Here is a 22,964-nt window from a genome sequence, read left to right on the forward strand (position 1 = left end):
TGTGGACCTTCGCAAATACGTCACCCTGAGTCACCAACTCATGCCGGTCGTTCCCTCCAGCGTCTCGTCATGTGTCTCTGTCCGTTTTGCAATCGGCTGCAGCGACATGTCGCCCCGCAGATCGCATCGCCGACCATCGCGCCCCTTCACCCCCTCGACGCCGCCACCCGCATCGTCACGAACTCCTCCGCCACCGTCGGGTGGATGCCGATCGTGCGGTCGAGCTGCGCCTTCGTCAGCCCCGCCTGCACCGCGACCGCGAAACCCTGCAGCACCTCGCCCGCATCGCCGCCCACCATGTGCGCGCCGAGCAAACGGTCGCTCGCGTCGTCGACCACCAGCTTCAAGAGCGTGCGCTCGGTGCTGCCGCTCAGCGTGTGCTGCAGCGGCTTGAACTCGCTGCGGTAGATGCGCAGCACACCGTGCCGCGTGCGCGCGACCTCTTCGCTCAACCCCACCGTCGCGACCTGCGGGTGCGTGAAGATCGCGGTCGGCACCGTCGCGTAGTCGAGCGCCGGCCGGCGCCCTTCGCCGAACAGCCGGCCGATCAGCACCATCGCCTCGGCCAGCGCCACCGGCGTCAGCGCCTTGTTGCCGACCAGGTCGCCCAGCGCATGCACCGACGGCACGTTGGTCGTGAAGCCCGCATCCACCGGCACCGTGCCGTCCTCGTTGACCTTCACGCCGACCTCGGCCAGCCCCAGCCCGCGGCTGCGCGCGCGCCGGCCGGTGGCATGCAGCACGGTGTCGGCCTCGAGCACGCTGTCGTCGGCCAGTTGCAGCCGCTGCACCTCGCCGCGCCGCTCCACCGCGGCGATGCGCGATTCGAGCCGGATGTCGATGCCCTTCTTGCGCATCTCGGCAGTGACGAAGCGCGCCATCTCGCCGTCGAAGCCGCGCAGCAGCTGCGGCCCGCGGTGCAGCAGCGTGACCTTCGAGCCGAGGCCGTGGAAGATCGATGCGAACTCGCACGCGATGTAGCCGCCGCCGACCACCACCAGCCGCTTCGGGAATGGCGACAGGTCGAACATGTCGTCGGAGCTCATCGCCCACTGCGCGCCCGGCCCTTCGATCCGCAGCGGCTCGCCGCCGGTGGCCAGCAGGATGTGCCGCGCGGTGAAGCGCTGTTCGTGGGTGGTGGTCTTGACGGCCACGGTGTGCGCGTCGAGCAGCTTGGCCCAGCCGCGCACCAGCTGCACGTTGGCCCCGCGCAGCAGCTCGGCATACACGCCGTTGAGCCGCGCGATCTCGGCGCCGCGCCGCGCCTTCAGCACGTCCCAGTCGAACTCGGGCTCGGCCAGCGTCCAGCCGAAACCGCGCGCCTGCGCGAACGCCTCGTGGTAGTGCGCCGCATAGCTGTACAGCTTCTTCGGGATGCAGCCCAGGTTCACGCAGGTGCCGCCGAGCGCGCTGCCTTCGGCCAGGATGACCCGGGCGCCGAGCTGCGAGGCCACGCGGCTGGCCCGCACACCGCCGCTGCCGGCACCGATCACGAACAGGTCGCAGTCGTAGGATGCGTCAACCGATACCGTCATTCGAAAGCTCCCTCTCTCTTCGTCCACCGTCATCCATCAGGGCCTTGAGCGTAGCGAGGCTGTCGGCCTCATGCAAAGGCTTGTCGTGCCGGATCCGCAGCATGCGTGGAAAGCGCACGGCGATTCCGCTCTTGTGGCGAGGGCTCGCGTTGATGCCCTCGAAGCCCAGCTCGAACACCAGCGTGGGCCGCACGCTGCGCACCGGACCGAACTTCTCGAGCGTCGTCTGCCGGATGATGCGGTCAACCTCGGCGAATTCGCCATCGCTCAAACCCGAATAGGCCTTCGCGAAGGTCACCAGCTGCAGCGCCCCGGGCTGTGCCGGCTCGCGCCGCGCGATGGCGTCGACCACCTGCTGCGCCTCGGCGGCATCCTGCGGCGGGTGGCTCCACACCGCGAAGGTGTAGTCGGTGTAGACGCTGGCGCGCCGGCCATGCCCGGCCTGCGCATAGACCAGCACCGCGTCGACGCTCAGCGGGTCGATCTTCCACTTCAGCCAGGTGCCGCCCGCCAGCCCTTCCTGCTTGCGCCGGCCGCTGCCGTACTGCGCCTGCCCATGCTTCAGCATGAAGCCCTCGACGCCGCGGGCGCGCGATTCCTCGCGCAGCGCGGCCAGCGCGGCCCAGCTGTCGCGCTGCTCGACCGGCGAGACCCGCATGCTGCGCCCGGCCGACGCGGCTTCGAGCAGCGCACGCCGCTCGCGCTGCGGCCGGGCGCGCAGGTCGACGCCCTGCCATTCGAGCAGGTCGTACGCGATGAAGCTGGCCGGCGCATCGGCCAGCACCCGCTTCGTCAGCGTCTTGCGCGCAATGCGCTGCTGCAGCAGGTTGAACGGCGCCGGGGCATCGCCCTTCCACACCAGGATCTCGCCATCGAGCACGGTGCCGTCCGGCCACTCCTGCGCGAGCGCGACGACCTCGGGAAAACGCTCGGTGACGAGCTCTTCGCCGCGCGACCAGATCCAGGTCTGACCTCCGCGCCGCACGACCTGTGCGCGGATGCCGTCGTACTTCCATTCGACCAGCCAGTCGCCGGGTGCGCCGAGCCGCGCGTCGAACTCGGATGGCAGCCCCTCGACGGCATGCGCGAGGAAGAACGGATACGGCTGGCCGAGCGGCGCCGCGCCCCCCGCGCCTTCGGCCGCCAGCAGCGCCGCGAAGCGCGCCGCATCGGGCGTCTGCTTCGCATCGGTCCAGCCCATCATGCGCTGCGCGAGCAGCTTGTCGTCCAGCCCGGCGTGTGCCGCCAGCGCGCGCTGCACCAGCAGCTTGCTGACGCCGACCCGGAAGCCGCCGCCGATCAGCTTGGTCAGCAGGAAGCGGCCGGTGGTGTCGAGCTCGTCCCAGAACGCCGCGATGCGCGCCGCCTGCTCGGCGGGCGACAACCCGCGCAGCGGCAGCAGCCGCTGCTCGACCCAGTCGGCCAGCCCGACATCGCTCTCGTGTTGAGGCGCCGGCAACACCAGCGCGATCGTCTCGGCGAGGTCGCCGACCGCCTGGTAGCACTCGTCGAACAGCCAGTCGCTGATGCCGGCGCGCTCGCAGGCCAGCGCGCGCAGCGTGGCGGTGGGCACGACCTGGCGCGGCTTGCCGCCCGACAGGAAATACACCGCCCAGGCCGCATCGGCCGGCGCGGCGTCGGCGAAGTAGCGCTGCAACGCGGCGACCTTGGCCGAGGTGGCGGTGGTCGCGTCGAGTTCGGCGAAGAGCCGCGAGAAGCGCTTCATGCGGCCGGCTCCGGACCGGGCGCGGCGGCAGCATCCGCGGCGGCATCGGAGGCAACACCGGGATCCGCCGCGTCGCTGCGCTCGTCGTCGTATTCGGTGTGGAACGCGCCGGCCTGCAGCCCCTGCTCCTGCAACCAGCGCACCATCACCGCCTCGTAGCCGTGCGTGACGATCACGCGCGCCGCGCCGGTCGCGGCGATCGCCCGCTGCAGCCCGGGCCAGTCGGCATGGTCGCTCAGCACGAAGCCGCGGTCCACCGCGCGCCGGCGGCGCGTGCCGCGCAGCTGCATCCAGCCGCTCGCGAACGCATCGCCGTAGTCGCCGAAGCGGCGCGTCCAGGCCGAGCCCTGCACCGAGGGCGGCGCGATCACCAGCGCCCGCGCGAGGCTCGCCTTGTCGGTGACGTCGCTCGCCAGCTGAGTCGGCGGCAAGGCCACGCCGGCCGCGCGGTAGGCCTGGTTCAGCGGATCGACCGCGCCGTGCACGACGATCGGCCCGATCGACGCATCGACCCCCGCCAGCAACCGCTGCGCCTTGCCGAAGCTGTAGGCCATCAGCAGGCTTGCGCGGCCGGCGTCGGCATTGGCGCGCCACCATGCATCGATGTCGGCGAACACCTCGCGCTGCGGCTGCCAGCGGTAGATCGGCAGTCCGAAGGTGGATTCGGTGATGAAGCAATCGCAGCGCACCGGCTCGAACGGCACGCAGGTGCGGTTGTCGTCGCCGGCGCCGCTGACGAAGTAGTCGCCCGACGCCACCCAGGTGCGGCCGCCGTGCTCCAGCCGCACCTGGGCCGAGCCGAGCACGTGGCCGGCCGGGTGCAGCGACAGCCGCACGCCGCGGTGTTCGATCGACTCGCCGTAGTCCAGCGTCTGCAGTGCGATGTCGTCGCCGAGCCGCGCGCGCAACACGCCTTCGGAGGGGGCCGACGCGAGGTAGTGCGCATGCCCACGCCGCGCATGGTCGCCATGCGCATGCGTGATCACCGCGCGCTCGACCGGCCGCCACGGGTCGATGAAGAAGTCGCCGGGCGGGCAGTACAGGCCTTCGGGCCGTTCGATCACCAGGTCGTCGGGGGTCATCAATTCAATACCGGCCTGTTTGCCCCGCGATGCGCAAATACACATGCGCGCACCAGGCGACGAAGCCGCGCCGCAGCGTGCCGGCCAGCGTGCGGGGGTGCGCGAGCTTCGGGTCGATCTCGCGCGACTGCGCGACCGCGGCATCGAAGCGCTCGGCCAGCGCGCGCGTGAAGCCCTCGTCGCGCACGATCACGTTGGCCTCGAGGTTCAGCAGCAGCGACAGCGGGTCGATGTTCGAGCTGCCGACCGTCGCCCAGTCGCCGTCGATCACCGCCACCTTGGCGTGCAGGTAGGCGGGCGTGTATTCGTGGATGCGCACGCCGTGCGCCAGCAGCTCGTCGTACAGCACGCGCGCGGCCAGCCCGGCGATGCGGTAGTCGAGCTTGCCCTGCAGCAGCAGCCGCACCGCGACGCCGCGGTCGGCCGCATCGCGCAGCGCGCGGCGGAATGACCGGCCGGGGTAGAAGTACGGGCTGATCAGGTCGACGCGTTCGCGCGCGGCGCGGATCGCATCGATGTAGCTGCGCTCGATGGTGCGGCGCTGGCGCAGGTTGTCGCGCAGCACGAACGCGGCCCGCACCGGTGGCAGCGCGTCCGGGCTCAGCTGCAGGCCCTTGCTGCGCGGCATGCGCAGGCGGCGCAGCAGGCGCTTGGCACGCGCGAGCGGCTCTGCGCTGCGCGCGAGCGCCACCATCTCGTCGCGAAAATCCTGCCCCAGGTCGGCACGCGTCCACACCGCGCGGATCGCCTGCTCGACCGGCGCGACCACCAGCCCGCGCAGCTGCACCGCGAAATCGAGCCGCGGCTGCTCGGTCGCGCCGTGCACCAGGTCGATGCGGTCGTCGATCTGGTTGATGCCGCCGACGAAGCCGACCTCGCCATCGACCACGCACAGCTTCTGGTGCAGCCGGCGCAGCTGGCCGGGCTGGAACCAGCTCCACCAGCTGGTGATCGGGCGGAACACCGCGAGGTCGACGCCGGCGTCTTCGAACAGCGGCTGCAGCTGCGGCAAAAAGGCGCGCGAGCCGAAGCCGTCGAGCACCACCCGCACCGCGACGCCGCGCGCCGCGGCCGCCAGCAGCGCATCGGTGACGGCGGTGACGCTGCCCTCGTGCTGGTAGATGTAGGTCGCGAGCCAGACCTCGTGCCGCGCCGCATCGATGGCCCTTGCCATCGCCGGAAAGAGTTGGTCGCCGCCGCTGAGCAGCTCGACCTGGTTGCCGCCGCAGAACAGCGCGCGCGGCACGGTGCTCCACAGGTCGTCGGGCAGCGGCTCGCCGTGCCGGCGGCGATGTCGGCGGCTCACGGGAGCAAGCCTCCGCTCGCCAGGCGGCCTGGAACGATTCCTTCCGCGCGGTGACTCAGCGCGGTCACATCATCACGGCGGAACGACCTCTCGCCATGGCCTGCATGCAACCCTCCACCCGTTTCACGACACTGAGCCTGGCCGAAATCGGCGCGCGGCAACTCAAGATGAAGGGCAAGGACGGCGTTGCGGTGTCTCCGCACGAGCTGGTCGTTTCTGCGCAAACCCTCGCGCATGCCCGGGCGGCCGGCGATGCCAACCGCTGGGCCCGCAAGCTGCTCTTTCGAGGCGTTCGCAACAACCCCTTCCTCGTGAACTGCGACCAGCAGCTCGCCGACAAGGCGATCAACCTGCTCAGCGCCGAGCTGGCCACCATCGAGCGCGAGTCTCGGGACCCCTGGGCGAAACTCGTCGCCCGCTGCGAAGCCATCGCCCGCCACGGCATCGGGAACTGCCACGAATGCAGCGAGTTGACCTTCCTGTACCTGGCAGCCACGCTGGCGACGCCACGCATCGATCAGGTGCTCTATGGCGATCGGGATCACGTCGTCACGCTGGTCGGCAACGGCGACGACCTCGTCCGGGCAGACCCCTGGACGACGATCGCCGTGCCGGTGTTGCAGAACCACGGCAACAAGAAGCTCGACTTCGACCTGCTGACCGTGCAGATGGGATCCTTCGGCTTCGGCAGCGGGCTCCCGCTGGGCGAGGTGCTCCGTTCTTGCACCCGCTTGACGGACGGGCAGCGGCGCCTGCTGCAGCAGGCGGTGGCCCGGCTGGACCGCCTGACACCCGCCGACTGCATCAGCGACGAGGCCATTCGCGACGCCTCCGAACCGCCCACCACGAAGCGCACCGGCGCGGCGATGGACGATGGCACGCTGTGGCCGCTGTCGAAGCGGCGGCCGGTCACGGCACTGGTCTGCGGCGACCAGCGGCTCGACGTCGACACCTACAGCGTGAACGACTACTTCCACGCGCTGTTCAACCCGCTGCCGCGCCAGGACGACAAGCCGTTTCCAACCGGCTGCTTCGATTTCGCCGATGCGATCGAGCGCCTGCTCGGCAACGATGCCGAACCGTTGCGCAGCCTCGTCGACCACCACGGCTTCGACCCTGGTACCGCCGCCCTGCTGCTGGCCGAGCTGTTCGAACTGGCGATTCCTGACGAGGACACGCGCCACGAGGCCAGCCGCAAGCTGAAAGCCGCGTGGCCGGTCGGTGGCGATGAGGTCAACTCGTAGCGCCATCGAGCTCGAGCTCCGCGACCAGCGGCAGGTGATCAGACATGCGCGCCCAGGCCGCCCCGCGCGGGACCGAGGTGCCGGTGCAGCGGAAGCCGCGCGTGTAGATGCGGTCGAGCGAAAACACCGGCATGCGCGACGGGAAGGTGCGCTGCGAGCTGACGCCGCGCCGTTCGGCGCGGTACAGGCCGAGCGCATGCATCGGCGCGTCGAGCTTGCCGCCCCAGTCGTTGAAATCGCCGGCCAGCACCACCGGTTCGCCGGCCGGCACCTGGCTCGCGACGAACGCGCCGATGCGCTCCACCTGCCGCACGCGGCTCGAATGGATCAGCCCGAGGTGGGCCACGATCGCATGCACCACCACCGCGTTCCAGTGCACCCGCACGTGCAGCAGCCCACGCTGCTCGAAGCGGTGGTCGGAGACGTCGTGGTGCCCGATCTCGTCGCCCAGCGGCCAGCGCGACAGCAGCGCGTTGCCATGCTCGCCGCCCGGCGTCACCGCGTTCGTGCGGTAGGCCGCGTGGTAGCCGTCGGGCGCCAGGTACTCGGCCTGCGGCACGCGCGGCCAGCCGATGTGGGTGTCGGGGAAGCGCCGCGCTTCGCCATGGTGGAAGCTGCGCACCTCCTGCAGGAACACCATGTCGGCGTCGAGCGCCTCGATGCCCAGGCCGAGGTTGTGGATCTCCAGCCGCTTGCGCGGGCCCACGCCGCGCACGCCCTTGTGGATGTTGTAGGTGGCCACGCGCAGCACGTGCGGCGGGTGCAGGGTCGACGGTGACGCGTTCATCTCGCGGTGGCTCCCAGGTCGAGGATGGCGGCTGCATTGGTGCGCGAGAAGCACCGCGCGGCGGCGTCGCGCCACGGCAGCCATTCGAAGCGCAGGTGTTCGTGCGGGCTCAGGCGGACCGGCGTCCCGCGATCGACCTGCAGCGTGAACACATGCTCGGTGTTGTGGGTGATGCCCGGCGCATAGCGGTGCGCCCAGGCCGGCAGGATCTCGTAGACGTGGCGGCGGTCGAGGTCGACCAGCCGAGTGGCCGGGACCGCCGCCGAGCCGATCACGATGCCGGTTTCCTCGGCGACCTCGCGCACCGCGGTGTCGCGCAGCGGCTCATCCGCCGACGCGCGCGAGCCGGTCACGCTCTGCCAGCCGCGCAGCGCATCGTTGCGTTCCAGCAGCAGCACGTCGCGCTGCGGCGTGTGGATCAGCACCAGCACCGATTCCGGCAGTTTCATGCGTGAAGGATAGCGGCTCGCCGCGGCCGGCCCGTGTCGGCCGACACCTCGCCGGCGGGTCGGGCAAACGCCCGGCCCCTGCGCTTCATCGCGGCATCGCCCCCCGGGTCAGCCCTTCGCGCCGGCCTTCACCGCGACCGCGGGCGGCAACTCCTTCGATTGCAGCATGCGCACCTGGGTCACCAGGTGGTTGTGCGCATCGAGGAATGCGGCCGCGATCACCTTGCCTTCGTTGCTGTTGCTCCAGCCGGCGCCGGCCGCGCCGCCCAGCTTGCCGAGCACCAGCCCTCCCATGCCGAGGTCGGTGACGCGGACCGAGCCGGTCGACGCCGCGAGCTGCTCGGTGGTCTCGTTGTCGGTCAGCAGCAGCGCGACCTGCGCTTCCTTCAGCTTCACGCTGTCGGCCATGCCGACGAACTTGTTGAGCACCGGGATCATGCCGAGGATGCCGCCGATCTCGCGGCCGGCGTTCTGTTCGCTGAAGGTGAGGCTGGGCGTCAGCGAGTACTGCGCTTCATAGCCCTTGCCCTTGGCCACCGTGCCGTTCTGGCGCAGCACGCCGGCGTTCTTCAGCTCCTGCTCCTGAACCGTGGCGCGCAGCCCGGCCGAGCGGTCGACCACGCGGAAGCAGCCGCTTTGCTGCGCCAGCAGCCGGATCAGAGGCACCGGCGATTGCGGCAGGTTGTAGCCCGACACCATCGTGTAGCCGTTCGGGTTCTCGACCAGCGCGAGCGTGGCGACCGGCGCGTCGCACCGCACCAGCTCGCGCGCTGCCGATTGCGCACCGGCCGGGCCGGCCGAGCCGGTCACGACCGAGCCGCCTTCGCCGAGCGCTGCGCCCTGCTTGCCGCAGCCGGCAACGACCAATGCCAGCACCAGACCTGATGCAACGGTGACGCGGTTCATGCGGGAGCCTTTCCAAGCCATCGATACCAGACAAGGCGCCGATCATGCCAGCGCAACCACCGGCATCCGGCAGGCCCCCCTCAATCACGGGTCCATCAATTCGTAGCACTTTGTTCTCGGTTGCATGGCTCGCCGGTCTGCACAAGTTCTGCAAATTCGGTCAGCAAGCTCCGTCGATCCCGCAGCCGCCTCCGGCACCCCTCGTGTCGGCCGGCACATTCCAGGAGCAGAAGACCGCCATGAAGCACCCGGCCCCCATCGACCACATTCGCCCCGGTTCATCCCGACCCTGGCGCCGTGCAACGGCCTGGCTCGTCGCGCTTCTCATCACCGGTTGCGGCGGTGGCGGCAGCGACAGTGGCAGCAGCAGCGGCGATTCCTCCGGCGGCATCGTGCCCGTCGTGGCCCCGGCTGCGGTGACCGATGTGGTCGCCACCGCCACCGATGACACCGTCGTGCTGACCTTCACCGTGCCCGAGCCGCAGAACGTGACCGGCTTCAAGGCCACCTGCGTCGGCGCCGACCAGACCGTCACGGCCACCGGCGTGGCCCATGGCACCGCCACCGACGAAGTGCGGGTGGTCGGGCTGACGAATGCACAGGACCAGCACTACAGCTGCAGCGTCGTTGCGTTCAACAGCGGCAGTATCCCGAGTGCGGCCAGCGCCTCGGTGGTGGCCACGAACAGCAGCAGCGGCAACATGCCCGGCCAGCCCGGCAACACCACCGTCACTGCGGGGCCCTCTTCGGCCGTGATCAGCTTCAACGAGCCCATGGCGAACGGCGGCTCGGCCATCAGTTCCTACCTCGGGGTCTGCTCCGGCTCCGATGTCACGTCGTCCAGCTATGCCGTGGCGAGCCCGGTCGTGGTGACAGGGCTGACACCCGACGTCGACTACACCTGCTGGGTCAGTGGCATCAACGCCAACGGTGTGGGCACGGCATCCGAGCCGTTGCCGGTGCGGCCGCTGGCCAACGCCACCGTGAGCGCCGACGCGCCGGCGGCACCGGTCAACGTCGTCGCCACCCCCGGTGCCGGCTCGGCATCGATCGCCTTCGACCCCGTGCCCGGTGCCGGTGGAGCCGGCACCGGTGTGCTCTACCGCGCCACCTGCTCCGCCGCGCTGAGCGTCGTCAGCGCCGAATCGACCGGCAGCCCGATCACCGTGCCTCGCCTGGACAACGGCAGCACCTATTCATGCGTCGTCACGGCCACGACCGCCACGGGAACCAGCGGCAAGTCGCTGGCAGCCACCGTCGTGCCGTTCACGGTGCCGGGCGCGCCCACGCTGTCGGCCATCGCCGCAGGCGACCGCATCGCCACCTTGAGCTTCACCGCGCCGGCCTTCGACGGCGGCTCGGCGATCCAGGGCTACCGCGCGACCTGCCGCTTCGATACCCAGACGGCCAGCGCTGACGCGACCAGCGCCGGAACCATCACCGTGGCCGGCCTGGTGAACGGCAACCTCTACAGCTGCAGCGTCGTCGCCCGCAATGCGGCCGCCGGCACCAGCGACGCATCGGCGTCGCTCAGTGTCACCCCTCAGCAAGCCAGGGGCACGCAAGCGCCGGATGCCAGCCAGTTGCCCGCCCCACCGCAGGTGACCCCGGCCACCCCGGGCAGCGACAGCGCCTCCTTCTCGTTCACCCCCGTCACCGGTGGCGGACTGACCGTGCTCGACTACACCGTCACCTGCAGCGCCGGCAACGAGACGGTGACGGCCACCGGCACCAGTTCGCCGATCGTCGTGAGCCCGTTGCGCAGCGGCGTCACCTACACCTGCTGGGTCACGGCACGCACTGAAGCCGGCAGCGGCGAGGCTTCGGCCACGCAACAGATCACGCTGGCAGCCACCGCCCCCGGTGCGCCGACGCTGAACAGCGTGACCCCCGGCAACGGCTCGATCACGCTGAACTTCACCACCCCGGCGGACGGCGGCTCGGCCATCACCGGCTATACCGCCACCTGCGGCAACTTCCCGGGCACCGGCAGCAGCAGCCCGATCACCGTCCCGGGGCTGACCAACGGGACCATCTATGCCTGCTCGGTCTACGCGACCAGCCAGGCGGGCGGCAAGGGCAAGGCCTCCAACAGCATGTCGACCAAGCCCCGCACCGTACCCGGCCAACCCGGTTCGGTGACGGCTGTCGCCGCCAACCAGTCGATCACCGTGAGCTATGCGGCACCGGCCGACAACGGCGGCGCCGACATCTCCAGCTACATCGCGGCGTGCACCAATGGTGGCATCCGGCATGTGGCCGAATCGACCTCGCCGAACGATCGCTCGATCACCGTGACCGGGCTCGTGAACGACAAGGCGTACGACTGCAGCGCGCAGGCCGTCAATCCGGCCGGTGCCGGCGCGGCTTCCGCTGCAGCCAGCGCCGTCACGCCGACCGCCAGCGCGGTGCAGACGGATTTCGTGGCGCCGGAGGCACCCACGGTGAGCATCGGCGACAGACAGCTGAGTTTCAAGTTCGACCGGCCGAGCGGCAACGGCAGCGACGTGAGCTACTCCCTCGACTGCTCGCCCGGCCCCATCAGCAAGCCCGCCGACAGCGGCGCGGTGACCGCCACCGGGTTGACCAACGGCACGGAATATTCGTGCCAGATCAGCGCCAAGCGCGCCGCAGACACCAAGAAGTCAGCCACCGTGTCGGCCACGCCCAATGCGATGCCCATGGCCGCGGTGCTCGGCACCGTGACGGCCGGCGATGGCATGCTGACGATTCCGTTCACCAAGCCGGGTGGGAATGGCCTGGATGTCGTCTACGGCGCGAGCTGCGGGGCAGGCACCGTGTCACTCGACAACTTGACCTTCGTGGTCAGTGGCCTGACGAACGCCACGCCCTACACCTGCAGCGTCAGCGCCACCAACAGCGCCGGCACCGTCCTGAGCACGGTGACCGCGACCCCAACGGTCACGCCGACCCCGGCGACCCAGCTCACGGCGCCGTACAACATCGCCGTGAAGCTCGGCGATGCGAGCGTGACGCTGAGCTTCAGCACCGACAACGTGGGCGGAGTCACCTACTCGGCCGCCTGCGGCAGCAAGAACAGCTTTACCGCCAATGCCAATGGCAGCCTGACGGTGACAGGCCTGACCAATGGCAGCACTTACAGCAATTGCGCCGTGACGGTGTCAAATGGCACCGCCGACAAGGCGACCGCGGCAGTGCCCAGCTTCACGCTGCCCAATGCGCCGGTAAAGCCGGCGATCATCATCGTGACACCGGGCGACGGCGAAGTGACGCTGTCCTTCGCCCCGCACCTGAGCGGCATCACCTACTCGGCCACCTGCGCCGCCAATGACAGCTTCAGGCGCGAAACGAATGGCAATCTGACCGTCACCGGCCTTGGCAACGGCACGAAATACAACTGCTATGTGACGGCCACCAACGACATCTCCGGCGTGAAGACCACCTCCGCGGCATGGATAGTCACGCTACCGGCCGCGCCGGCGACGCCCTTCATCTCAAGCGCCGTGCCGGGGGATCAAAAGATCGTGCTGAGCTTCAGCCCGAACAATGAGAGTGGCGTGACCTACACCGGACGCTGCAACGGCGGCACGAGCTTCAACAAGGGCTCGGAGGGCAAGGTGTCGGTGACGGGGCTGACCAATGGCTCCCCCTATACCTGCACCATCACGGCCATCAACTCGACCAACGTGTCCGTCACGTCGGCCGCAAGCCAAAGCGTGATCCCCAACCAAGCGCCCACCGCACGCACGCTGGCGCTCGATGGAGAAGGCTACAAGGTCCTCAGCTACACGTTCACGCCCATTTCCGGTGAGACTTACGACGCTTCGTGCACCGAGGTCAACAACACCGCGATATCTGTGGGCACAGCGGCCATCAACAACGGCAAGGTCGTCGTCGCGGGACTGAACAACGACACCACCTACAGCTGCGCGGTCAAATCGACCAACTCTGTCGGCTCTGCGATATCGGCCTCGGTCAATGGCACGCCCAGGGCGAGGCTGACCCCGCGCACGCTGACGCTCGCGCGGGTGGAGAGCGCGGCGCTCCTCTACACGTTCAAGCCCGTTCCCGGCGAGACCTACGCCGCCTTGTGCACCGTCGTCAATGACACGACACCCAAGGACACCGCGTACGTCAACGGTGGCGAACTCGTGGTCGCAGGCTTGATCAACGGCACCACCTACAGCTGCTCGATCAAATCGACCAACTCCACCGGCTCTGTACGATCGGACCTGGTGAATGGCACGCCCAACGCGGCCCCTACCACACCGACGCTGACGCTCGCGTCGGAGCGCGACACGTCGCTCAACTACACGTTCTCGCCCGTTTACGGCGAGACCTACGCTGCTTCGTGCACCGAGGCCAACAATCCCACGGTACCTGCCGGCACCGTGACCATCGCTGGCAGCACCGTCTCCGTTGCAGGGTTGAGCAACAGCGTTACTTACAGCTGTACGGTCAAGTCGACCAACTCCGCCGGCTCTGCGACGTCGAACCCGATCAGCGGCACGCCCAGACAAGGTACCGCTCCAGGCGCACCAACCGAGGTCGCCGCCAATGCGTATTGCAAGGGCGGGTTCGACCCAAGGCTGGCGGTGACGTATGGCGCACCATTGTCCGATGGTGGATCGGACATCACGTATACCGTCAAGCTCGTTGAAGATGACGTCTCTTACGCCCCGAGCGGTGCCGCCAGCCACACCTACCACACCAGCACGGCGTCCAATCCTCCAAGCGCGACGAAGAGCTTCGATCTGGACCTGAGTTACGACGGCTATTCGATCGAGGTCAAAGCAAAAAACTTGCGGGGAGAAAGCAGTGCCGTCACGTTGAAGGGAAGTACTCCTACCTGTACCCCCGTGACCCCTACCTAGTACGTCCGGTGCAGCGTCCGATCAACGGAAGCTGCACCTCGCCAATGCGCACTCACCCCGCCGAAGCCGCCTGCGGATTCCTCAAGCGAATGTGCAGCTCCCGCAGCTGCTTCTCGTCCACCGGGCTGGGCGCATGCGTCAGCAGGTCTTGCGCACGCTGCGTCTTCGGGAACGCGATCACGTCGCGGATCGACTCGGCCTTGGTCATCAGCGTCACCAGGCGATCGAGCCCGAAGGCCAGGCCACCGTGCGGCGGGGCGCCGTACTGCAGCGCGTCGAGCAGGAAGCCGAACTTCAGCTGAGCTTCTTCCGGCCCGATCTTCAGCGCACTGAAGACCTTGCTCTGCACCTCGGCGCGGTGGATACGGATCGAGCCGCCGCCCAGTTCCCAGCCGTTCAGCACCATGTCGTAGGCCTTGGCAATGCACTTGCCCGGGTCGCTGTCCATGTAGTCTTCATGGCCGTCCTTCGGCGCGGTGAACGGGTGGTGCACCGCGTTCCAGCGCTCGCCGTCGTCGTCGTACTCGAACATCGGGAAGTCGACGACCCACAGCGGCGCCCACTTGTCCTCGAACAGGCCGTTCTTCTTGCCGAACTCGCTGTGGCCGATCTTCACGCGCAGCGCACCGATCGCGTCGTTGACGATCTTGGCCTTGTCTGCACCGAAGAAGATCAGGTCGCCGTTGCGTGCGCCGGTGCGCGCGATGATCGCGGTGATCGCGGCGTCGTGCAGGTTCTTCACGATCGGGCTCTGCAGGCCTTCGCGGCCCTTGCCGGCATCGTTCACCTTGATCCAGGCCAGGCCCTTGGCGCCGTAGATCTTCACGAAGTCGGTGTAGGCGTCGATCTCGCCGCGGCTCATGTCGCCGCCGGCCGGCACGCGCAGCGCCACCACGCGGCCGTCGGCCGCGTTGGCCGGGGCCGAGAACACCTTGAAGTCGACGTCCTTCATCAGCTCGGTGAGCTCGGTGAACTCGAGCTTCACGCGCAGGTCGGGCTTGTCGGAGCCGAAGCGGAACATCGCGTCGGCATACGTCATCACCGGGTACACCGGCAGCTCGACGCCGATGGTGCTGCGGAAGACGTTGCGGATCATGCCTTCGAACATGCCGCGGATCTCTTCCTCGGTCAGGAAGCTGGTCTCGATGTCGATCTGCGTGAATTCCGGCTGGCGGTCGGCGCGCAGGTCTTCGTCGCGGAAGCACTTGGTGATCTGGTAGTAGCGGTCGAAGCCGGCCACCATCAGCAGCTGCTTGAACAGCTGCGGGCTCTGCGGCAGCGCGAAGAACATGCCTTCGTTGACGCGGCTCGGCACCAGGTAGTCGCGCGCGCCCTCCGGCGTGCTCTTCGTCAGCATCGGGGTCTCGATGTCGATGAAGCCGTTGGCGTCGAGGAACTTGCGCACCTCCATCGCCACGCGGTAGCGCAGGATCAGGTTCTTCTGCATCGCCGGGCGGCGCAGGTCGAGCACGCGGTGCGTCAGGCGCGTGGTCTCCGACAGGTTGTCGTCGTCGATCTGGAACGGCGGCGTGACGCTCGGGTTCAGCACCTCGAGCTCATGGCACAGGATCTCGATCTTGCCGCTGGTGAGGTTGCCGTTCTCGGTGCCGGCCGGGCGCGGACGCACCTTGCCGACGATCTTCAGGCAGAACTCGTTGCGCACGCCCTCGGCGACCTTGAACATCTCGGCGCGGTCGGGGTCGCACACCAGCTGCACCAGGCCTTCGCGGTCGCGCAGGTCGATGAAGATCACGCCGCCATGGTCGCGGCGGCGGTGGGCCCAGCCCATCAGGGTGACGGTCTGGCCCATCAGTGCCTCGCTGACGAGGCCGCAATACGTTGTTCTCATGTGTCTTCTCCGGAATCGGTCATCGTGGCCGGCGCGCTGCGCACGGCGCGCGTCGGCATCAAAGTGTCAGGCGTTGGCGGGCGCGGTTGCAAGCCCCGCGGGCGGCGCATCGGTTGAGCGGCTGCCAGGCGCTCAACCGGTCTGATTTCGCGGCTCGTCCGGCGGCATCGCCAGTGGCGGCGCCGGCATCGGCGGGGCCACCACGCCCATCGAGATCACGTACTTCAGCGCTTCGTCGACGCTCATGCTGAGCACCACCACGTCGGCGCGCGGCACCATCAGGAAGAAACCCGAGGTCGGGTTCGGCGTGGTCGGCACGTAGACGCTGAGGTAGTCGCCGCTCAGGTGCGTGGCCGCTTCGCCGCCGGGGCGGCCGGTGACGAACGCGATGGTCCACGACCCGGCGCGCGGGTACTGCACCAGCACGGCTTCGCGGAACGCATTGCCGCTGCTCGAGAACAGCGTGTCCGACACCTGCTTCACCGAGCTGTAGATCGACTTGACGATCGGGATGTGGTTGAGCACGCGGTGCGCCTGCGTCAGCCACCACTGGCCGAACATGTTGGCGGCGAACATGCCGGTGAGCAGCAGCCCGGCGATCAGCAGCACGATGCCCAGGCCGGGGATGTTGCGCAGGTCGGTCAGCGGCTGGCGTGCTGCCTCGGGCAGCACCGCCTGCGACGCCGAGACCAGGCTGCCGAACACGTCGTCGAGCAGCCCCAGCACCGAGTGCAGCACCCAGATGGTCACGGCCAGCGGCAGCCAGACCAGCAGGCCGGCGATCAGGTATTTCTTCACTGGGTTCCTTGCGGCTTCGGCGGAGCGACCGGCGTGGCGGCAGGCGGTGCCGCGGCCGGGGCATCGGCCTTCGGCGCGGCGGCCTCGGACGTGCCGGCGGCGGCCTTGTCAGCCCCCGACGCCGCGGTGCCGGTGGCCGGCGGGGTCGAGCCGTTGCGGAAATCGGTGACGTACCAGCCCGACCCCTTCAGCTGGAAGCCGGCGGCGGTGACCTGCTTCTGGAAGGCTTCGGCACCGCAATTCGGGCACACGGTGAGCACGGGGTCGGAGATCTTTTGCAGCACGTCCTTGGCGTGGCCGCAGGCCGCACACCGGTAGGCGTAGATGGGCATGGCTAAGCCTTTGATTCAAAACACGAAATTATAGGTGGCCCGGGCTTGACCCCCGACAGCGCGGGGCGGCCCGTGCCGCAGCCGGCCCGGCGCTCAGCCGTTCGAGCCCGCCGCCAGGTGGCGCGGCTCGTGCCGGTTCTGCAGCACCTGGGGTGCCAGCGAACCCGCGATCATGCCCGCAAACGCGGCGATCAGCCCGGCCAGCTGCCCCGGAAAGTGCTCGCCCCACGAGGAGATCTGCGGGAAGAACACCACCCACACCGCGATGCCGGCGCCGAGCGACACGATGGCGCCCTGCGTGGTCGAGCGCTTCCAGTACAGGCCCATCACCAGCGGCACGAAGGCGCCGACCAGCGTGATCTGGTAGGCCGCCGACACCAGGTCGTAGATCGACGTGCCCTTCATCGCGATCGCATAGGCCAGCACCAGCGCGGCGAACACGACGATGGTGCAGCGCATCGCGAACAGCTGCTCGCGGTCCTTCATGCCGGGGCGCAGGTTCTTCAGGATGTTCTCGACGAAGCTGGTGCTGGGCGCGAGCAGCGTGGCCGACGAGGTGCTCTTGATGGCCGACAGCAGCGCGCCGAAGAACAGGATCTGCATCACCAGCGGCATCTTCGTCAGCACGAAGGTCGGCAGCAGGCGCTGGTAGTCGTTCTTGGCCAGCTCGACCGCGCTGTCGCCCATCACGATCACCGCGCAGGCCACGATGAACATCGGCACGAACGCGAACAGGATGTAGCTGACGCCGCCGATCACCGCGCCGTTGCGGGCGGTCCCGGCGCTGCGTGCCGACATCACGCGCTGGAACACGTCCTGCTGCGGGATGCTGCCCAGCATCATCGTCAGGCCCGCGCCGACGAACATCGCGATCTCGGTGAAGCTGGGCGCCGGCAGGAAGTGCCACAGGTCCTTCTGCTGCGCGAGCGCGAGCACCTTGCCGGTGCCGCCGGCCAGGTCGCTCGCGAACACCGCGATGATGCTCAGGCCGATCACCAGCACGATCATCTGGATGAAATCGGTCCAGGCCACCGCGAGGAAGCCGCCGACCACCACGTAGATCAGCACTGCCAGCGTGCCGACGATCATGCCGGCCGTCTCGGACATCGCGCCGTTGGTGAGCACCGAGAAGACCAGCCCGAGCGCGGTGATCTGTGCCGCCACCCAGCCGAGGTAGCTCAGGATGATGGCCATCGAGCAGAACACCTCGACGCCCTTGCCGTAGCGCTTGCGATAGAAATCGCCGATGGTCAGCAGGTTCTGCCTATAGAGCCGGGTCGCGAAGAACAGGCCGACCAGGATCAGGCAGGTGCCGGCGCCGAACGGGTCTTCGACGATGGCACCCAGGCCGCTCTGCACGAACTTGGCCGGGATGCCCATCACGGTCTCGGCGCCGAACCAGGTCGCGAAGGTGGTGGTGACCACCATGATCAGCGGCAGGCTGCGGCCGGCGATCGCGAAATCGCGGGTGTTCTTGATGCGCGTGCCGGCCCAGACGCCCAGGCCCAGGGTTCCCAGCAGATACAGCACGACGAAGGAAATCAGGGTGGTGTTCATCGACCTAGGCACGCGGCGCGGGTTGGAGGCGGGCGGAATTATCCATGGTGGAGCGCCCGTCCATGCAAGTGCCGGGCCCGGTGTTTCACCTCAGGTGGGTCATCACCTGTGTCGCGACCAGCCCCAGCACGAATCCGACCGCGCCGTAGATGATCGCCCGCAGCAGCCGGTTGGTGCGCCGCTGCTCGGCCAGCACCGCCTCCAGCAGCCGCGGCTCGGTGCCGCGCGGCTGCTGCAGCGCGTGGTGCAGCAGCCGCGGCAGCTCGGGCAGCAGCTGCACGTAGCGCGGCGCCTCCCTCTTCAGGTTCTGCAGCAGCCCGCGCCAGCCGACCTGCTCGTTCATCCAGCGTTCGAGGAAGGGCTTCGCGGTGTTCCACAGGTCGAGCTCCGGATCGAGCTGGCGGCCCAGGCCCTCGACGTTCAGCAGCGTCTTCTGCAGCAGCACGAGCTGCGGCTGGATCTCGACGTTGAAGCGGCGCGAGGTCTGGAACAGCCGCAGCAGCACCTGGCCCAGCGAGATGTCCTTCAGCGGCCGGTCGAAGTGGGGTTCGCAGACCGCGCGGATCGCGCCTTCGAGCTCGTCGACCCGCGTGTTCGCCGGCACCCAGCCCGACTCCACGTGCAGCTCGGCCACGCGCTTGTAGTCGCGGCGGAAGAACGCGATGAAGTTCTGCGCGAGGTAGTCCTTGTCGATCTCGGTCAGCGTGCCGACGATGCCGAAATCGAGCGCGATGTAGTGCCCGAAGGTCTTCGGGTCGAGGCTGACCTGGATGTTGCCGGGGTGCATGTCGGCATGGAAGAAGCCGTCGCGGAACACCTGCGTGAAGAAGATCGTGACGCCGTCGCGCGCGAGCTTCGGGATGTCGACGCCGGCATCGCGCAGCCGCTGCGACTGGCTGATCGGCACGCCGTACATGCGCTCCATCACGATCACGCTGGTGGTGCACAGGTCCCACACCATCTCGGGCACCAGCACCAGGTTCAGGCCCTGCATGTTGCGGCGCAGCTGCGCGGCGTTGGCGGCCTCGCGCACCAGGTCGAGCTCGTCGTGCAGGTAGTTGTCGAACTCGGCCACCACCTCGCGCGGCTTCAGGCGCTTGCCGTCGGACGACAGGCGCTCGATCCAGCGCGCGACGCTGCGCAGCAGCGTCAGGTCGTCCTCGATCACCGCAAGCATGCCGGGGCGCAGCACCTTCACCGCGACCTGGCGGCCGCTCTTCAGCGTCGCGAAGTGCACCTGCGCGATCGACGCGCTGGCCACCGGCTCGGCGTCGAAGCTCGCGAAGATCTCCTCGATGGGCCGGCCGTAGGCCCGCTCGACCAGCTGGCGCGCGAGCGCGGCCGGGAATGGCGGCACGTTGTCCTGCAGCCGGGCCAGCTCGTCGGCCAGGTCGTCGGGCAGCAGGTCGCGCCGGGTCGACAGAACCTGGCCGAACTTGACGAAGATCGGGCCGAGCCGCTCCAGCGCCTCGCGCAGCCGCACACCGCGCGGCGCGTGCAGCCGGCGGCCGAGCGTCATCACGCGCACCAGCAGGCGCACCCAGCGCTGGCGGAAGCCCGACAGCGCGAGCTCGTCGAGCCCGTAGCGCAGAACGATGAAGCCGATGAACAGCAGGCGCAGCAGGTGCCTCATCGAGGGGTGCCGCCCCCATTGCGGTTCACCAGGCCCTGCAGCACGTGCACGGCTTCGCGCAGGCCGCCGGCCACCATCGCGGCAAAGCGCGACAGCTCGTGCGCCGGCGCCGGGCCGATCAGCTTGGCGAGGTCGTCCTGCAGGTCCCAGCGCAGGTTGTCGATCAGCCAGCTGACATCGGCGGCGAAGGCCGAATCGCCCTCGATGCCGACCTTCGGGCGCACGCCGCCGAACCATTGGGCGGCCAGCCGCGCCGGGTTCGAGGCATCCAGCGTCACGCGCAGGTCGGGTGTGGCGACCGGCTCGCCGCCGGCGTATTCGAGCAGCCCGGCCGGCGTGATGCGGAATGCGATCTGCGGAGGCGGCGGCAGCATCGCCGGCCAGCCGGTCAGCGTGAGCTGCACGCTGCGGCCGGCGTGCGGCTTGAGGCGATCGGTCGCGACGGTTTCGGACGCGATCACATGGTTGAGCAACAGGGTGATGCGCTCCAGCGCACCGGCGCCTAGCGACGCGAAGAAGGCATTCAGCATGCGCGGGATTGTAGGTGGCGCACCGCGTCCCTTCATCCCGGGGGCTCGCGCGCAGCGGCCTGCGGCCTATCATCCCCGGCCCTGCGCAGAACGAACGATTGCCATGCCCACGATCCTGCTGACCGGTGCCACCGGCTACATCGCGTCCCACACCTGGCTGGCGCTGCAGGCGGCCGGCTTCGACGTGGTCGGCGTCGACAACTTCGCGAACAGCTCGCGCATCGTGCTGGACCGGCTGGCCGAGCTGGGCGGGCACACGCCGGTGTTCGTCGAGGCCGATGTCTGCGAGCGGTCGGCGATGGAAGCGGTGTTCCGCCGCCACCGCGTCGATGCGGTGGTGCATTTCGCGGCGCACAAGGCGGTCGGCGAATCGGCGCAGAAGCCGCTGGAGTACTACCGCAACAACCTCGGCGGGCTGATCAACGTCGCGCAGGTCATGCAGGACCATGGCTGCAAGCGGTTGGTGTTCAGTTCGTCGGCCACCGTCTACGGCCAGCCGGAGCGGCTGCCGATCACCGAGGATGCGGCGCTGTCGGCCACCAACCCGTACGGCACCACCAAGCTGCTCGGCGAAGAGCTGCTGCGCGAGCTGGCGCGCTGCGACGCGGCGTGGCAGATCGCCTTCCTGCGCTACTTCAACCCGGTCGGCGCGCACCCGAGCGGTCGCATCGGCGAAGACCCGCGCGGCGTGCCGAACAACCTGATGCCGTACGTCGCGCAGGTGGCGGTCGGCCAGCGCGAGTTCCTGCAGGTGTTCGGCGACGACTACGACACGCCCGACGGCACCGGCGTGCGCGACTACATCCATGTGATGGACCTGGCCGACGGGCATGTCGCGGCACTCGACTACCTGCTGAAGCAGCAGAAATCGCTGACGGTCAACCTCGGGACGGGTCGCGGCTACAGCGTGCTGGACGTGGTGAAGGCCTTCGAGCGGGCCAGCGGCCGGCCGGTGCCGCACCGCGTGATGCCGCGGCGGGCGGGCGACGTGGCGGCCTGCTATGCGGACCCATCGCTCGCGCGCAAACTGCTGGGCTGGACGGCGACGCGCGACATCGACGCGATGTGCGCCGATGCGTGGCGGTGGCAGAGCGGGAATCCGCGCGGGTTCGAGTAGCGCGGACGCCCATCCGGGACCCGCGGGAAGCGCCGGGCAAAGGGATGCGCGAGACACCCTGCACAGACGACACCGGCCCCGGAGAGAACAACACAACGGTGAACTTGCAGCGCTGGAGCGTCACTCAATCGCCGGACTCGTTGTAAAGGGTATCGGCAAGAATCTGGTCCGCACAGGCAATGCGAAACGAACGTTTTGCTCGTTTCGAACAGCTGCCTCAGCTGCCTTGAATTCATCCCGTCGATTGGAACCTTCCTCGCCCGATTGCGACCAATGTGGTCCTGCGTGAAGAGTTTTCGCATCTTCATCAAGACAAACTTTCGAGATTTCAAATGCAACACAAAGTCAGTCGATCATCGCGGCGGGATCCAATTCAACAGACAGATTTCCTGCACGACGCATCGGAAATCAAGCCCTTCCGAGACAGTGTTGTCGCCGCACGGGTCACCATGGACATCGTCGCGGCATCGTATATTTTGCTGCGCAAAACGACAGCCCCAACAGACGAAATATCATCCGACGGGGAAGGCAATATCGAATCGACGTCAAAACAACACGACGACGAATCCGATAGAAAAGAATGGCGAGAAGTATCCGAAGGGCTGTTGACAGCATACATCGGCACGGAAGATGCCGATCAAAAGGCGAAGAAGATCAAGTATCTTGAGAATTTTGAGGCAATGCCTGTCAAGTTCAGGGATGTGCTGGCTCAGGAAATTTGGAGAACCGTCAATAGCCCCAAGGCGAAGAAAAAAAATTGGAAACCTCATCAAGGCGCGGGCAAGAAGCCAAGCCAAGAAGATATAAATTCCCTGAAGAATCTTTATGCAAAATGCTACGCGAGCGTCGCGCAAGAATTAGGAAAAGTACACCTCAGACAGGCCCTTGAAAGCGCCGAACAATCGTGGGCAATCAAAATTGAAAACAAGTATTTCATTGAATTCTCCATCAACATCCCGGCAATCGAAGAAATTATCGAGAAGAACAAGACGCCCGGATATAACAAAATAGTACAGCTCGTCCGCTGCCTGCTTATTTACGACGTGCAGAAAGCACAAGACCTGTGGGATGCCGTCAGATCCCGAGCTCATGACACCAATCCGGCCTTCCGAGCCGCGAAAGAAGCGCTCAACACCCACCTTGAAGAGTGCATCGCAAAGAATTCACCGTGGCGAGACAACCCAGTACTCAAACGTAATTTCAATGCCGGCTGGGAGAAATTCGAACTTGACGCAACCAAGAAGTTGCTCTGAAAGA

Annotated in this window: 17 protein-coding genes; 4 read left to right on the forward strand and 13 right to left on the reverse strand. The window is 68.0% G+C overall.

What is annotated here, in order from left to right; genetic code table 11:
* Positions 1 to 146: 146 nt before the first annotated feature.
* The 4 genes from gorA to clsB are packed head-to-tail and all read right to left on the reverse strand — an operon-like array spanning position 147 to position 5,649.
* Positions 147 to 1,535 (reverse strand): glutathione-disulfide reductase, encoded by a 1,389-nt coding sequence (gene gorA, locus FHT26_RS16290; RefSeq protein ID WP_168561170.1) that lies wholly within the window; start codon positions 1,533 to 1,535, stop codon positions 147 to 149.
* Complete coding sequence (locus tag FHT26_RS16295; RefSeq protein ID WP_168561171.1) at positions 1,519 to 3,261, reverse strand: ATP-dependent DNA ligase; 1,743 nt, start codon at positions 3,259 to 3,261, stop codon at positions 1,519 to 1,521. The genes gorA and FHT26_RS16295 overlap by 17 nt, the downstream gene beginning before the upstream one ends.
* Complete coding sequence (locus tag FHT26_RS16300) at positions 3,258 to 4,343, reverse strand: ligase-associated DNA damage response exonuclease (protein ID WP_168561172.1); 1,086 nt, start codon at positions 4,341 to 4,343, stop codon at positions 3,258 to 3,260. The genes FHT26_RS16295 and FHT26_RS16300 overlap by 4 nt, the downstream gene beginning before the upstream one ends.
* Positions 4,344 to 4,347: 4 nt before the next feature.
* Entirely contained in the window at positions 4,348 to 5,649 is a 1,302-nt protein-coding gene (gene clsB / locus FHT26_RS16305) for a cardiolipin synthase ClsB (protein WP_349238165.1), read from the reverse strand.
* Positions 5,650 to 5,699: 50 nt separating this feature from the next.
* Between clsB and FHT26_RS16310 the strand changes: the two genes are divergently transcribed.
* Positions 5,700 to 6,893 carry a hypothetical protein gene (locus FHT26_RS16310; protein ID WP_168561173.1) on the forward strand — a complete coding sequence of 398 codons (1,194 nt, stop codon included), beginning with the start codon at positions 5,700 to 5,702 and terminating at the stop codon, positions 6,891 to 6,893.
* Here the strand turns inward: FHT26_RS16310 and FHT26_RS16315 are convergent.
* The 3 genes from FHT26_RS16315 to FHT26_RS16325 all read right to left on the reverse strand — a co-directional run bounded on the left by FHT26_RS16315 (position 6,883) and on the right by FHT26_RS16325 (position 9,035).
* Positions 6,883 to 7,680, reverse strand: coding sequence for an endonuclease/exonuclease/phosphatase family protein (locus FHT26_RS16315; protein WP_168561174.1), 798 nt, complete (start codon positions 7,678 to 7,680; stop codon positions 6,883 to 6,885). The genes FHT26_RS16310 and FHT26_RS16315 overlap by 11 nt on opposite strands.
* A complete protein-coding gene (gene nudB, locus FHT26_RS16320; RefSeq protein WP_168561175.1) occupies positions 7,677 to 8,129 on the reverse strand; it encodes a dihydroneopterin triphosphate diphosphatase in 453 nt (150 codons plus the stop codon). Before nudB ends, FHT26_RS16315 begins: the two co-directional genes overlap by 4 nt.
* A gap of 108 nt (positions 8,130 to 8,237) precedes the next feature.
* Positions 8,238 to 9,035 carry a CsgG/HfaB family protein gene (locus FHT26_RS16325; protein ID WP_490362793.1) on the reverse strand — a complete coding sequence of 266 codons (798 nt, stop codon included), beginning with the start codon at positions 9,033 to 9,035 and terminating at the stop codon, positions 8,238 to 8,240.
* A 239-nt stretch (positions 9,036 to 9,274) separates the two neighbouring features.
* Here FHT26_RS16325 and FHT26_RS16330 point away from each other — a divergent pair, with 239 nt between their 5' ends.
* Positions 9,275 to 13,891 (forward strand): fibronectin type III domain-containing protein, encoded by a 4,617-nt coding sequence (locus FHT26_RS16330; protein WP_168561177.1) that lies wholly within the window; start codon positions 9,275 to 9,277, stop codon positions 13,889 to 13,891.
* A gap of 52 nt (positions 13,892 to 13,943) precedes the next feature.
* Here FHT26_RS16330 and aspS read toward each other — a convergent pair whose 3' ends face one another.
* From aspS to FHT26_RS16360, 6 genes are all read right to left on the reverse strand, one after another.
* Positions 13,944 to 15,740 carry an aspartate--tRNA ligase gene (gene aspS / locus FHT26_RS16335; RefSeq protein WP_168561178.1) on the reverse strand — a complete coding sequence of 599 codons (1,797 nt, stop codon included), beginning with the start codon at positions 15,738 to 15,740 and terminating at the stop codon, positions 13,944 to 13,946.
* A gap of 132 nt (positions 15,741 to 15,872) precedes the next feature.
* Positions 15,873 to 16,538 carry a DUF502 domain-containing protein gene (locus tag FHT26_RS16340; RefSeq protein ID WP_168561179.1) on the reverse strand — a complete coding sequence of 222 codons (666 nt, stop codon included), beginning with the start codon at positions 16,536 to 16,538 and terminating at the stop codon, positions 15,873 to 15,875.
* A complete protein-coding gene (locus tag FHT26_RS16345; RefSeq protein WP_168561180.1) occupies positions 16,535 to 16,870 on the reverse strand; it encodes an FmdB family zinc ribbon protein in 336 nt (111 codons plus the stop codon). Before FHT26_RS16345 ends, FHT26_RS16340 begins: the two co-directional genes overlap by 4 nt.
* A gap of 93 nt (positions 16,871 to 16,963) precedes the next feature.
* The gene (locus FHT26_RS16350) at positions 16,964 to 18,427 is read right to left on the reverse strand and encodes a high affinity choline transporter 1 (protein WP_168561181.1); all 1,464 of its coding nucleotides are present in this window, start codon (positions 18,425 to 18,427) and stop codon (positions 16,964 to 16,966) included.
* 85 nt (positions 18,428 to 18,512) lie between these two features.
* Entirely contained in the window at positions 18,513 to 20,060 is a 1,548-nt protein-coding gene (gene ubiB / locus FHT26_RS16355; protein ID WP_168561182.1) for a ubiquinone biosynthesis regulatory protein kinase UbiB, read from the reverse strand.
* Positions 20,057 to 20,590 (reverse strand): hypothetical protein, encoded by a 534-nt coding sequence (locus FHT26_RS16360; protein WP_168561183.1) that lies wholly within the window; start codon positions 20,588 to 20,590, stop codon positions 20,057 to 20,059. The genes ubiB and FHT26_RS16360 overlap by 4 nt, the downstream gene beginning before the upstream one ends.
* A 103-nt stretch (positions 20,591 to 20,693) precedes the next feature.
* Here FHT26_RS16360 and galE point away from each other — a divergent pair, with 103 nt between their 5' ends.
* A complete protein-coding gene (gene galE, locus FHT26_RS16365) occupies positions 20,694 to 21,707 on the forward strand; it encodes a UDP-glucose 4-epimerase GalE (protein WP_168561184.1) in 1,014 nt (337 codons plus the stop codon).
* 332 nt (positions 21,708 to 22,039) lie between these two features.
* Positions 22,040 to 22,960: a hypothetical protein gene (locus FHT26_RS16370; RefSeq protein WP_168561185.1), complete on the forward strand. Its 921-nt coding sequence runs from the start codon at positions 22,040 to 22,042 to the stop codon at positions 22,958 to 22,960.
* Positions 22,961 to 22,964 lie beyond the last annotated feature (4 nt).

It is taken from the genome of Rhizobacter sp. SG703, assembly GCF_012275445.1.
In the GTDB taxonomy this organism is placed as follows: domain Bacteria; phylum Pseudomonadota; class Gammaproteobacteria; order Burkholderiales; family Burkholderiaceae_C; genus Rhizobacter.